Origin of the sequence: Sphingomonas kyeonggiensis (assembly GCF_030812785.1) — a bacterium.
Classification (GTDB): Bacteria; Pseudomonadota; Alphaproteobacteria; order Sphingomonadales; family Sphingomonadaceae; genus Sphingomonas; species Sphingomonas kyeonggiensis_B.
Window position 1 is genome coordinate 631,199 of the sequence record NZ_JAUSTJ010000002.1, and the last position, 11,905, is coordinate 643,103.

15 protein-coding genes and 1 tRNA gene are annotated in these 11,905 nt (G+C 67.6%); 10 read left to right on the plus strand and 6 right to left on the minus strand.

The features are described 5' to 3' along the window. Positions 1-95 precede the first annotated feature (95 nt). On the plus strand, positions 96-917 hold the full coding sequence (locus J2W22_RS12385) for a hypothetical protein (RefSeq protein ID WP_307118558.1): 822 nt from the start codon (positions 96-98) through the stop codon (positions 915-917). A gap of 41 nt (positions 918-958) precedes the next feature. Further along, positions 959-1,534 carry a hypothetical protein gene (locus J2W22_RS12390; RefSeq protein WP_307118559.1) on the plus strand — a complete coding sequence of 192 codons (576 nt, stop codon included), beginning with the start codon at positions 959-961 and terminating at the stop codon, positions 1,532-1,534. On the opposite strand, the gene ruvX is transcribed toward J2W22_RS12390, so the two are convergent. Next, positions 1,524-1,985: a Holliday junction resolvase RuvX gene (gene ruvX / locus J2W22_RS12395; RefSeq protein ID WP_307118560.1), complete on the minus strand. Its 462-nt coding sequence runs from the start codon at positions 1,983-1,985 to the stop codon at positions 1,524-1,526. The genes J2W22_RS12390 and ruvX overlap by 11 nt on opposite strands. Next, positions 1,985-3,094 carry a DUF3089 domain-containing protein gene (locus J2W22_RS12400; protein WP_307118561.1) on the minus strand — a complete coding sequence of 370 codons (1,110 nt, stop codon included), beginning with the start codon at positions 3,092-3,094 and terminating at the stop codon, positions 1,985-1,987. Before J2W22_RS12400 ends, ruvX begins: the two co-directional genes overlap by 1 nt. Before the next feature lie 172 nt (positions 3,095-3,266). On the opposite strand from J2W22_RS12400, the gene J2W22_RS12405 reads away from it, so the two are divergent. From J2W22_RS12405 to gatB, 5 genes are read left to right on the plus strand one after another with little or no spacing between them, the layout of a single operon-like run. Then, the gene (locus J2W22_RS12405; protein WP_307118562.1) at positions 3,267-5,060 is read left to right on the plus strand and encodes a DUF4153 domain-containing protein; all 1,794 of its coding nucleotides are present in this window, start codon (positions 3,267-3,269) and stop codon (positions 5,058-5,060) included. Between the two features lie 42 nt (positions 5,061-5,102). Continuing rightward, positions 5,103-5,390, plus strand: coding sequence for an Asp-tRNA(Asn)/Glu-tRNA(Gln) amidotransferase subunit GatC (gene gatC, locus J2W22_RS12410; RefSeq protein WP_183994508.1), 288 nt, complete (start codon positions 5,103-5,105; stop codon positions 5,388-5,390). Then, on the plus strand, positions 5,387-6,871 hold the full coding sequence (gene gatA / locus J2W22_RS12415; RefSeq protein WP_307118563.1) for an Asp-tRNA(Asn)/Glu-tRNA(Gln) amidotransferase subunit GatA: 1,485 nt from the start codon (positions 5,387-5,389) through the stop codon (positions 6,869-6,871). The genes gatC and gatA overlap by 4 nt, the downstream gene beginning before the upstream one ends. Then, positions 6,862-7,050 carry a hypothetical protein gene (locus J2W22_RS12420; protein WP_307118564.1) on the plus strand — a complete coding sequence of 63 codons (189 nt, stop codon included), beginning with the start codon at positions 6,862-6,864 and terminating at the stop codon, positions 7,048-7,050. The genes gatA and J2W22_RS12420 overlap by 10 nt, the downstream gene beginning before the upstream one ends. A gap of 17 nt (positions 7,051-7,067) precedes the next feature. Beyond that, on the plus strand, positions 7,068-8,573 hold the full coding sequence (gene gatB, locus J2W22_RS12425; protein WP_307118565.1) for an Asp-tRNA(Asn)/Glu-tRNA(Gln) amidotransferase subunit GatB: 1,506 nt from the start codon (positions 7,068-7,070) through the stop codon (positions 8,571-8,573). A gap of 29 nt (positions 8,574-8,602) precedes the next feature. On the opposite strand, the gene J2W22_RS12430 is transcribed toward gatB, so the two are convergent. Then, positions 8,603-9,508, minus strand: coding sequence for an acyl-CoA desaturase (locus J2W22_RS12430; RefSeq protein ID WP_307118566.1), 906 nt, complete (start codon positions 9,506-9,508; stop codon positions 8,603-8,605). 85 nt (positions 9,509-9,593) lie between these two features. Between J2W22_RS12430 and J2W22_RS12435 the strand changes: the two genes are divergently transcribed. Beyond that, complete coding sequence (locus tag J2W22_RS12435) at positions 9,594-9,920, plus strand: metalloregulator ArsR/SmtB family transcription factor (RefSeq protein WP_307118567.1); 327 nt, start codon at positions 9,594-9,596, stop codon at positions 9,918-9,920. Position 9,921: 1 nt separating this feature from the next. Further along, on the plus strand, positions 9,922-10,542 hold the full coding sequence (locus tag J2W22_RS12440) for a peptidylprolyl isomerase (protein ID WP_307118568.1): 621 nt from the start codon (positions 9,922-9,924) through the stop codon (positions 10,540-10,542). Positions 10,543-10,558: 16 nt separating this feature from the next. Here the strand turns inward: J2W22_RS12440 and J2W22_RS12445 are convergent, their stop codons facing one another. The 3 genes from J2W22_RS12445 to J2W22_RS12455 are packed head-to-tail and all read right to left on the minus strand — an operon-like array spanning position 10,559 to position 11,669. Further along, entirely contained in the window at positions 10,559-11,263 is a 705-nt protein-coding gene (locus tag J2W22_RS12445; RefSeq protein WP_307118569.1) for a Crp/Fnr family transcriptional regulator, read from the minus strand. A gap of 28 nt (positions 11,264-11,291) precedes the next feature. Next, a complete protein-coding gene (locus J2W22_RS12450) occupies positions 11,292-11,474 on the minus strand; it encodes a hypothetical protein (protein ID WP_307118570.1) in 183 nt (60 codons plus the stop codon). 15 nt (positions 11,475-11,489) lie between these two features. Continuing rightward, entirely contained in the window at positions 11,490-11,669 is a 180-nt protein-coding gene (locus J2W22_RS12455) for a hypothetical protein (RefSeq protein WP_307118571.1), read from the minus strand. A gap of 112 nt (positions 11,670-11,781) precedes the next feature. Between J2W22_RS12455 and J2W22_RS12460 the strand changes: the two genes are divergently transcribed. Continuing rightward, a tRNA-Leu gene (locus J2W22_RS12460) sits at positions 11,782-11,866 on the plus strand. Positions 11,867-11,905: the final 39 nt, after the last annotated feature.

Here is an 11,905-nt window from a genome sequence, read left to right on the forward strand (position 1 = left end):
GCCTAGACCTGCCGAAGCGCGGGCGCAAGGAGTCTCGCGCCTGCCGCAAATCGCAGATAGGAAGTCGGCCGCGTTGCGTTTCGGGGGGAGCGTTCGTGCAGGGCTGGTGGGCATCATTTCTCGGCTGGATGACGCGCGATCCCGCGTGGTGGGCGGCGTTCCAGGCCGGCGCGTTCTTCTTCGCATTGGGGCTCGCGTTGATCGTCGTGCTGCTGCCCTGGTGGCTGGCGCAGGTGGAGCGTGCGCGCTGGCGGCCGATGCGGCACATGCTGGCGCAGGCGGCGCTGCAGGCGCACCGCGATTGCGGCGAGAATGTCGTCGCGCTCTCCCGCCAGTTCTTCCGCGAGAATGAGGGCGCGCCGCTCGAGCGGCTGATCCGCGCGCGGCGGGCGATCGAGCGGCAGGCGGCGGACGGCGCGCGCTTCGGGCGGGTGGTGTCGGTCTATGCTCCGGCGGTCGACGCGCCGCATGCCGCGCTGCTCGCCGATACCGCGGCGCTGGCCGAGCTCGCCGAGCGCACGCTGGCGGCGCTCACCCGGCTCTATCTGGGACAGGCGACGGTGCGGGTCGGCGCTAATGCGGTGCATGGCGACGACGCGCTGGGCTATGCGCCGGCGCAGCTCGTCTCGCTCTCCTATGTCGCCGAGATGGAGGCGCTGGCCGATGGCTTCGCCGATGCCGCGGCGGGGCATCGCGGGCGGATCGAAGGCGCGCTGGGACGCAAGGCGCGCAAGGCGGCGCGGGCGGAGCTCGACCGGGTCGGCGAGGATGTTGCGATGCTGGGCGCGGACGTGCGGCGCTTCTGCGCGCGGCTGCAACCGGCGGATGCGGACGACACGACCTACAAGCGGCGCGAACTGGGCGAACGGGGCAGCCGCTCGCTCGACGCGCTGATCGCGCGGTTCGACCGGCGCTGACGGGACTGGCCAGCCGTATTTTCATGTGACATTGTTACATTATGCGGATCGCGCTCCTGGCCCTGTTGCTGCTCGCGGGTTGCTCCGGATCGGGCTCGCGCGACAATCCGTCGGCCTATCGCAACGCCTGGGACCGCTTCCGCGTGCAGTTCGGGCTGGAGCGCTTCCTCGGCTATGCCTGCAGCCACGAAGAGACCGAACGGGACGGCACGCAGGTGATGCGATCGCTCCCTTACGATCAATGTTATCGCTTCAACGCGTCCGAGCGGATCGAGGGCATCTGGATCGACGAGTTCGAGGGGCAGGAGCTGCTGACGCCCGGCGAATATGCGCGCTATCTGCGCGGCGAGGACCGGGACGCGACGACCCGGCTGGAGATGGAGGCGGTCCGCCGGAAATGGGCACCGGCGGTCAAGCGCGGCGACCCCGAGGCGCTGCGGCTATGGTCGGTCCACGGCAAGTCGGCCGAGGGGGCCTGGCAGCTGACCGGCAAGGCCTATCGCATCCGCTTCGTTGGGCGGCGGGCATCCTATCCGGGGAACTACGGCCATCTAGGGGTGAGCAGTCACCTGGTGCTGGTCGACAAGCTCGAGGCGCTGACGCCGCTCAGCAATTGACCAGCGCGTCGATCGCCGCCTGGAGGATGTGGGCGGCGGCCATGTTGTCGATCATCTCGGCGCGGCGGGCGCGGCTGAAATCCTGCTCGATCAAGGTGCGCTCGACCGCGACGGTGGACCAGCGCTCGTCCCAGAGCAGGATCGGCATGCCGAGATCGTCCATGTTGCGGGCAAAGGCACGGGTGGACTGGGTGCGGGGGCTGTCGGTGCCGTCGAGGTTGAGCGGCAGGCCGATGACGAGCCCTTTGACCTGTTGCGCGGTGATCAGCGCCTGAAGCGCGGCCTTGTCCTTGGAGAATTTGGTGCGGCGGACCAGCTCGGCGGGGCTGGCGAAGCTCCAGCCGGCGTCGCACAGCGCGGTGCCGATCGTCTTGGTGCCGACGTCGAGGCCGATCAGGCGGCCGCCGGCGGGTAGCGCGGCGCGGAAGTCTGCGGGGGCGGTGGTGATCATCAGAAAGGCCAGAATTTCCGCCGCGCCTTGAGCCGGCGTTCGGCATCGGCGCGGACGTTCGCCCAGAACAGGCTGTAGTCGAACACGTGGTAATTGTTGCCCGGCAGCACATAGGGGCCGAGGTCGGGCGGGGTGGTGCCGATCATCAGGAAGCCGCGGCCGTCGCAGCGGGCGGGGACGAGGTTCTTGCGGAGCACCGCGCTGGTCAGGTCTCGGCTCGGCATCAGGCCGCCGAGATTGGCCTCGGCCGGGGCGCTGTCGTTCGGCTTGCCTGTGATCGGGTTGGTGCAGACCATCGGCGTGCCCTTGCGGGGCTGGCCGGTGAAGCCGTGGGTCTGGTCGAACGTGTCGACGATCAGCGACGGATCGGCAGGCTCGGCGAAGCTCTGCCAGGAGAGGATGCAGCCGCTGTCGTCGGGGCCGGTGCAGGCGGGCAGGCCCATCTTCGGCAGGTCGGCAGTGATCGAGACCGGCCAGCCGACGACATAGGCAGCGACGATCCGCTTCGCGAGCGGCTTGCCGGCGACGCGGTCGACGAGCAGGCGGGTGAGGTGGAGCGCGCCTTGCGAATGGCCGGCGAGGATGATCGGGCGGTTGCCGGCCTCCTTGAGGAACTGGTCGAACGCCGCGGCGACGTCGCGATAGGCGAAGTCGAGCGCCTGCTGGGCCTGGGACTTGCTGGTCAGGAAGGCGCCGAAGGTCGCCTGGCGGTAGCGCGGCGCCCAGACCAGGCCGGAGGAATTGAACGCGCTGGCCTGGCCGCGCAGGAACAGCTCGGCCCGGGCATTGGCGGTCACGTCGTTCAGCGGGGCATTCCACTGGGTGCGGTCGAGGAACGAGGTGGGGTGGACGAAGAACACCGCGGCGGGCGGGTTCTCGGCCGGCTGGAAGCCCTCTGGCGTCCAGAGCGCCGGGTTGCCGGGCCTGTCGGGGCGGGCGAGCCAGAGCTCCGGCTTCGAATAGTCGCCGGGGGGCGACAGCCGGGCCACCTCGGTCGTCGGGACGAGCGCCTGGCGGAGCAGCTCGGCGCCCCAGAAGCGGAAGGCGAAAGTGGCGGCTGTTGCGAGCACGATGAGTCCTACGATGACGTAGAGGAATTTACGGGCCAAGCCCCACTCTCCATTGTGCAATGCAGCATAGTGCCGCTTTGTTGCAATCGCATTCCCATCGGGCACGATTTCTCCGGATGCAACCGCGATTGCGCTTCCGGCCTTCTGCACCGGAAATCCACTTTACCGCCCGTGCCCGATGCGAGAGCATCGCCGGCGAGGGGAGATTTTCATGGACGAAACCGAAACCGCGCCGTCGGGCGAGGCGGTGCGCTGGACCTGGCGCCCGCTGCTGCTCGCCGGCCTGGGGCTGGCGACGGGGATCGTCGTCCACCTGATCCTGGGCAGGGCCCAGATCTATTACAACGGCCTGGGCGTGATCCGGGCGGGGCTGACCCTGGGCATCACCCTTGCCGCGGTGCTGATCGGCTTCACGATCGAGCGGCGGCTATGGTGGACCGCCCTGCTGTTCGGCGGCGTGATGGGCATTGTCGGATTCCTCGTCACGCTGGGCAATGGCACGCCGGGAGGCTGGGGATCGGTCGAGGGCTGGCGGACGATGAGCCTGGCGCTCGCGATCACGATCGCCGCGCCGCTTTTCCAGGCCGCGCGCGACGAGGGGGCGCTACGTCCTTCCTATATCGGCGTGCATGACCATGTCTGGGCCAATGTCGTGCTGTGGTGCGCGAGCTGGGCGTTCGTGGGCCTGGTCTGGTTGATGGCGATCCTGCTCGCCAGCCTGTTCCATCTGATCAAGATCGACTTCGTCCAGCAGCTGCTGGCCAAGGACTGGTTCGCCCGCGCGATGACCGGACTGGCGTTCGGCGCAGCGCTGGGATTGCTGCGCGAGCATGACGCGGTGGTACGGACGCTTCAGCGCGTGGTGGCGATCGTGCTCGCGGTGCTCGCGCCGGTTCTGGCGATCGGGCTCGGCCTTTTCCTGATCGCGCTGCCCTTCACCGGCGTGCAGGCATTGTGGGACGCGACCTCTGAGACCACTCCGCTACTGCTTGCCTGCGCGGCGGGTGCGCTGATCCTCGCCAATGTGGTGATCGGCCGGGAAGATGCGGACGAGCGCCGCAATCCGCTGCTCCGTTACAGCGCAATGGTGCTGGCCGCCGTGATCCTGCCGCTGGCGGTGCTGGCCGCGGTGGCGACCGGGCTGCGAATCGGCCAATATGGCTATACGCCGGAGCGGCTCTGGGGCGTCGTCTTCGTCGGCGTCGCGCTGTGCTGGGGCCTCATCTATTTCGCGACGCTGGCGTTGCGGCGGCTCGGCTGGACGCGACTGGTGCGCCCAGCCAATCTGGCGCTGGCCTCCCTGGTCTGTGCGTTGGGCTTCGTGCTGGCGACGCCACTGATCAGCTTCAACGCGATCTCGACTGCCGATCAGGTCGCGCGGCTCGAATCGGGGAAGATCGCCCCGGACAAGTTCGACTGGCCCGCACTTGCCTTCGAGTTCGGCAAGCCGGGCCGGGAGGCGCTGGCGCGGCTCAAGCGCTCGGTCAACGCCGCGATCCGGGCGAAGGCGGCGGAAACCGAGAAGGCTGAAAGTCCCTATACGCTGGAACTGCGCGAGCAGCAGAAACCGTTCGCCGGCGGCTATGAGGTGCGCCCGGGCGGTACGGCGCTGCCCGATGGACTGAAGACGATCGTGCTCCGCGAAAGGGCGTGCGAGTTAGATCATCTCTGCCGCGTCTATCTGCACGACGCGAAAACGGCGACGGTGATCGACGATGGCTGCGCCAAGCTGCCGCCCGAAAGGCAGAACGATCCCACGAACAAGTGCGCGATGAGGGTCCATATCTATCTGCTGACGGCGGACGGCTGGAAGGACGTGGACGATTTGCCTGACCCGACCAATCCCGAGGTAAAGGAATCGCCCAGGAATATGCCGGCCGACCAGGAACGTGCGCTTCTGGAGCGGGAATATGCAGCGATCACCGGCAACGGCGTCACCGTGCGCAAGGTCGAGATGCGGCAGGTGTTCATCGGCGACAAGCCACAGGGACGGCCTTTCAAGTAACCGGTGCTTGAAGGCGGGAGGCGCCCCTGTTAGGCGCCTCCCATGTCCGTCGATACCGCAACCGTGAAGAAGGTGGCGAGCCTGGCCCGCATCGCGATCAGCGATGCCGATGCCGAGCGTCTCGCGCCCGAGCTCAACAACATCCTGGGCTGGATCGAGCAGCTCGGCGAGGTCGATACCTCGTCGGTCGAGCCGATGACCGCCGTGATCCCCAACAAGCTGCGCCTCCGCGAGGACGTGGTGACCGAGGGCAACCAGCGCGACGCCGTGCTGCAGAACGCGCCGCAGGGCGAGCACGGGTTCTTCACCGTGCCGAAGGTGGTCGAATGAGCGACATCACCGAACTGGGCGTCGCCGAGCTGCGCGACGGCATCCGCACGGGCAAGTTCTCCGCGCGCGAAGTGGCCGATGCGTTCATCGTCAAGGTGAGCCAGGGCAAGGCGCTCAACGCCTTCATCGTCGAGACTCCCGAGCATGCGCTTGCCGCCGCCAAGGCCGCGGACGAGGCGATCGCCAAGGGCGAGCCGCTCAAGCCGCTTTCGGGCGTGCCGCTGGGCATGAAGGACCTGTTCGCCACCAAGGGCGTGCAGACCACCGCCGCCAGCCACATGCTGGAGGGCTTCAAGCCGGTCTATGAATCGACCGTCTCGCAGAAGCTGTGGGACGCCGGTGCCGGCATGCTCGGCAAGCTCAACCTCGACCAGTTCGCGATGGGCTCCTCGAACGAGACGTCGTACTTCGGCAATGTGATCTCGCCCTGGCGGCGCGGTGGCGGCGACAATGCCCCGCTGGCGCCGGGCGGCTCGTCGGGCGGCAGTTCGTCGGCGATCTCGGCGCGGCTGGTGCCGGGTGCCACCGGCACCGACACCGGCGGCTCGATCCGCCAGCCCGCGGCCTTCACCGGCATCGCCGGCATCAAGCCGACCTATGGCCGCTGCTCGCGCTACGGCATCGTCGCCTTCGCCTCGAGCCTCGACCAGGCCGGGCCGATGGCGCGCGACGTGCGCGACTGCGCGATCCTGCTCGAGAACATGGCGGGTTTCGACCCGAAGGACTCGACCTCGCTCAACCTGCCGGTGCCGAATTGGGAAGAGGCGCTTTCGGGCGATCTGACCGGCAAGAAGATCGGCATCCCGGCCGAGTATCTGATCGACGGCACGCCGACCGAGATCGCCAAGCTGTGGGAAGCGGGCATCGCCTGGGTGAAGGACGCCGGCGCCGAGGTGATCGAGGTGTCGCTGCCGCACACCAAATATGCGCTGCCGACCTATTACATCATCGCGCCGGCCGAGGCTTCGTCGAACCTCGCCCGCTATGACGGCGTGCGTTATGGCCTGCGTGAGCTGGCCGACGGACAGAACCTGCAGGACATGTATGCGGCGACGCGCGCGGCGGGCTTCGGTCCCGAAGTGCAGCGCCGCATCCTGATCGGCACCTATGTGCTGTCGGCGGGCTTCTACGATGCCTATTTCACCAAGGCGCAGAAGGTGCGCACGCTGATCGCGCAGGATTTCGAGAATGCCTTCTCGATGTGCGACCTGCTGCTGACCCCGACCGCGCCGTCCTCGGCATTTGCGCTGGGCGAGAAGTCGGCCGATCCGCTGGCGATGTACCTCAACGACGTGTTCACCGTGCCCGCCAGCCTAGCCGGCCTGCCGGCGATGAGCGTGCCTGCGGGGCTGGACGCGGGCGGCCTGCCGCTCGGCCTGCAGATCATCGGGCGTCCGCTCGATGAGCAGGGCGTGCTCAATGCCGGCTTGGCGATCGAGCAGCGCGCGGGCTTCGCGGCGCGGCCGGAGCAATGGTGGTGATTGAGAAGGCCGGCGTCGATCATATCGAGGTTGGCCGGAAGGCGCACGAATTGGAGGTGCGTCATGGCGATGGGGCTTACCGCTATGCGCAGCGGCTTTCGGAAGAAGCCGGTGCGAAGGAAGACCCGGACGATCATCGATTTTGGAGTGCAGTCGCAGCGATGCTGAGGCCGCGCTAAGCTTGAGAAGAAGCAAAATGACCGAGTCCACCTACCGCATCCAGGGCGAAACCGGCGAATGGGAGGTCGTGATCGGCCTCGAAGTCCATGCCCAGGTCACTTCCAATGCCAAGCTCTTCTCGGGCGCGGCCACGGCGTTCGGCGCGGAGCCGAACAGCCAGGTTAGCCTGATCGACGCGGCGATGCCGGGCATGCTGCCCACGCCGAACCAGGAGTGCATCCGCCAGGCGGTGCGCACCGGCATGGCGATCGGCGCGGTGATCAACAAATGGTCGCGCTTCGACCGCAAGAACTATTTCTACGCCGATTTGCCGCAGGGCTATCAGATCAGCCAGCTCTTCCACCCGCTGGTGGGCGAGGGGCAGATCGACATCAGCCTGGACGACAAGGATCCCGAAGCCAACGTCAAGACGATCGGCATCGAGCGCATCCATGTCGAGCAGGACGCCGGCAAGCTGATGCACGACCAGCATCCGACGCGCTCCTATGTCGATCTCAACCGTGCCGGCGTGGCGCTGATGGAGATCGTGTCGAAGCCCGACATGCGCTCGCCGCAGGAGGCCGGGGCCTATCTGAGCAAGCTGCGCGCGATCCTGCGCTATGTCGGTTCGTGCGACGGCAACATGGACCAGGGCTCGATGCGCGCCGACGTGAACGTCTCGGTCCGCAAGCCGGGCGCCGAGTTCGGCACCCGCACCGAGACCAAGAACGTCAACTCGGTCCGCTTCGTCATGCAGACGGTGGAGATCGAGGCGCGGCGCCAGGTCGAAGTGCTCGAGGCCGGCGGCAAGATCGTCCAGGAAACGCGCCTGTTCGATCCGGACAAGGGCGAGACCCGGTCGATGCGCTCGAAGGAAGATGCGCACGACTATCGCTACTTCCCCGATCCCGACCTGCTGCCGCTCGAGCTGGACGATGCCTTCCTCGAGGAATGCCGCGCCAGCCTGCCCGAGCTGCCGGATGCCAAGCGCCGTCGCTACGAGCAGGAGCTGGGGCTCTCTGCCTATAACGCCGCGACGCTGACCGCCGATGCGGACACCGCTCGCTGGTTCGAGGCGTTGCTCGCCGAGGGCGCGCGCATCCAGAAGAAGGGCGAGAACGAAGTCGCCCGCGCCTCGGCCAATTGGCTGCTGTCGGACCTGTACGGCGCGCTCAACCGCCTGGGCAAGGATCTCGATACTTCGCCGGTAAGCCCGGAGCAGGGCGCCGAGCTGCTCGCGCTGGCGGCCGACGGCACGCTGTCGGGCCCGCTCGCCAAGCAGGTGTTCGAGATCATGCTCGAGACCGGCGATGCCGCGGGCAAGATCGTCGAGGAGCGCGGGCTCAAGCAGACCAGCGACACCGGCGCGATCGAAGCGGTGATCGCCGAGGTCCTGGCCAAGAATCCGGGTCAGCTCGAACAGTATCGCGGCGGCAAGGAAGCGCTGTTCGGCTTCTTCGTCGGCCAGACGATGAAGGCGATGGCGGGCAAGGCTAATCCGGCGGTGGTCAACGAGCTGCTGAAGAAGGCGCTGGCGGGTTAAAGCATCTCAGCCGGCGGGCGTGCGCTATCCTAACGTGCCTCGACCGCGTGCAGGCTCGCGCGTGCGGGCAGGGTACCCGGCGTGCGGATGTCCCAGGCCAGCCCTAGCCGCTCCAGCAGCCGGATGAGGACGAAGCCCAGGTCGCTCTGGCCCGGATAGAGCCCTATCTTCGCCGAGCCGGGGAAGGCGTGGTGATTGTTGTGCCAGGCCTCGCCCATGGTGATCAGCCCGGCCCAGGGCACGTCGTGCGCCTGGACGCCGGCGTCCGCGACGATCCAGCTCTGCGGCCCGCGATTATGGGCGAGGTGACCGACTAGCCAATGGCCGTGCACGCAGGCGAACATGCGCGCGCAGACGCCCCAGACCACGAAGCTCCAGCCGCCGGCCCAGAAGAGCAGGGCGGCGATCGGCAGCTGCTGCACCATCCAGCTTGCCTCGAGGAAGCGGTAGAAGCGGTCGCGGCCGATACGGCCCAGGTCGAAGCGGGGCGGACTGTCGAGCTCCAGCCGGCAATGGAGCTGCCACCAGGCGTCCTTGGCCCAGTGGTTGGCATGGCTGAGATAGGGGTGGCAGTCTGCGCGGCGCTGCGCCCAGTCGCGCAGGTCATGGGTGCGGATGATCGCGAAGGGGCCGCTAAGGCCCGCCTGCGCGCCGAACCAGACCAGCACGCGCTCCAGCCAGAGCGGGCAGCCGAAGCTGTTGTGGATCAGCCGGCGATGATAGCCGACCGAATGGCCGAGCAGCAGCGTGGCCCCGGTCGTGCCCAGGAACAGCGCGAGGGCGGCGGGGGAGAAGGTGAGGGGTCCCAGGATCAGCGTCGCCGCCGCCATGCTGCCGTTCCAGAGCGATTGCACAGGGGCCCAGCGCACCGTCCCGCGGACGGGATCGGCACCGGGGGTCTCGACCAGGTGGTTCACGGCATGCGGATCGTTCATGGCGCGACTCATAGGTAGTTAAGGAATTACCTAATTACTCTCTTTGCACTGGCGGGCAATGAAGAAATTGCTTAAATACCTTTTCATGCAACGCGTCTTCGAAGCCCTGTCGTCCACGGTCCGCCGCAAGATTCTGGCCTATCTCGCCCATGCCGAGCTGACCGCGGGCGAGATCGCCGCGCGGTTCGACATCTCCAAGCCGGCGGTGTCGCAGCATCTCGCGGTGCTGGAGAATGCGGGGCTGGTCACCAGCGAGAAGCGCGGACAATATGTCCATTACCGGCTGGTGCGCGAGCATCTGGCCAATGTGCTGAACGACTATGTGCAGGAAGTCTGCCCGGTCTCGCGCCCGCTCAAGCGGGAGAGCGCGGCGCTGGGGGATGCGCCTGCCGCCGAGGGGGAGAAGGAATAGCATGCGCTGGTTTGCCGCTCTTGTGCCGAGCCTGTTCGCGCTGCCCGCGCTCGCCCAGACCGCCGCACCCGCGCCGACTCCCGCCGTTGCCCTGCCGCGCGTCGCGCTGGTCACCTCGGCGGGGACGATCACCGTGGAGGTGGACAATGTCCATGCGCCGATCACCGGCAACAACTTCCTGCGCTATGTCGACCAGAAGCGGCTCGACGGCGTGACCTTCTACCGGGTGGTGAAGGTGATCGACCATTTCGGCTTCGTGCAGTTCGGCGTGCAGAACGCGCGGGCCAAGGTCCTGCCGCCGATCAAGCACGAGCCGACCACCCAGACCGGCATCAAGCATCTCGACTTCACCCTGTCGCAGCCGCGCAACAAGCCGGGCTCGGCCCAGGGCGAGTTCACCATCATGCTGGGCGACCAGACCCCGTCGATGGATGCCGATCCGAGCAAGCCGGGCGACAATCTGGGCTATGCCGCCTTCGCGCATGTCGTCGACGGCAAGGACGTGGTGGTGAAGATCTTCGACGCGCCCAATTCCCCTACCGCCACGCTGAGCGGCACCTTCAAGGGCGAGATTCCGGCGGCGCCGGTGAAGATCCTGAGCGCGCGCCGGGTCAAGCCCTAGGGTTCGCTCGACCGCGTCAATTCGCCGGGCGATCGAGGTACAGATAGAGCGGGTCGAACTCGGCCAGCGCCTCCAGCCCCGGCCGGTCGTGGATCGTCACCCGGCCGCCGCGGAAATCGGCGAGTCCCGCCTCGCGCAGCTCCCGTAGCACGCGGTTCACGTGCACGCCGGTCAGGCCCAGGCACTCGGCGAACTGGTTCTGGGTGATCGGCAGGCGGAAGCTGTCGCCCTCCGCCGCCCCGACCACGAGCAGCCGCGACTGGATCTCGCACAGCAGGTGCGCGGCCCGCTCGATGGCGTTGCGCCGGCCGAGCGAGACTTCCCATTCGCGGTGGATGCTCGCGTCGAGATTGGTCGAGAACCAGAAGGCGCGGGTGAGGTGCGGGAAGCGGTTGGTGATTGCCAGCAATCCCGTGTGCGGCGCGCGGGCGATACGGCAGGGGGTGAGGGTGATCAGATTGTGATCGAGATACCCGAGCGTATAGCCGTGCAGGTCGGCGAAATCGCCGGGCACATGGATGTGGGTGATCTGGCGCTGGCCGTTGCTCAGATCCTTGTACCGCGCGAGCAGGCCCTCGAGCAGCAGGATCGAGCTGTTCAGCCGCTCGCCGCGCCGCACGATCACCTGTTCGGCCTGGTGGTCGAACGGACCCTGGAGCACGGCGCGCAGCGCCTCTTCCTCCGACGCACTGACTTCGCAGCGCAGCCGGAGCTTTTTCATATGTTTGTCGATCATGGGCGGCCGGGCGTTACTGCGCGTCCGAATCCTGGTTCTTCACGTCGCCAGCTGTGCCGCCGACGCCGTCCGAGGCGCCTGGGTCCTCGAGCGGCGAATGGCCGCTGCCGCCTTCGCCGCGCTTGACGGCATCGGCGCGCGCTTCGACGATCTGCTGGAGATCGGAGCGCGGGTCTTCACGGTTGTCGTCGTTCATCCTCTCTTCTCCTTGTCACGCGATGGGCTGACCCGGCGCCGGGACGCTCGGCGTGGCCGGCTGGGGCGCGGGCACGTCGATGTCCGGGGCGGGCGGATCGAGCTCGGGGGGCGGGCTCGTCGGCTGGCCGGGCTGCGGCGCCGGCGGTAGCTCGGCGGGCGGCACGGTCGGCTGTACGGGCGGCTCAACGGGCACGATCAGTCTCCTTGTTTCGCCTGACCAACGCTTCGTGTTGCGATGAAGTTTCTTGCGCCCTTGCGATGAAGCACCCGACTGCTATAGAGCCCGCCGACCGGCGGTGCCCTGTGCGGGCGTGGCGGAACTGGTAGACGCGCCAGATTTAGGTTCTGGTATCGAAAGGTGTGGGGGTTCGAGTCCCTTCGCCCGCACCAGCATCGCCGCTCGTTTCCCGCGTCACCGGACGCCTGCCA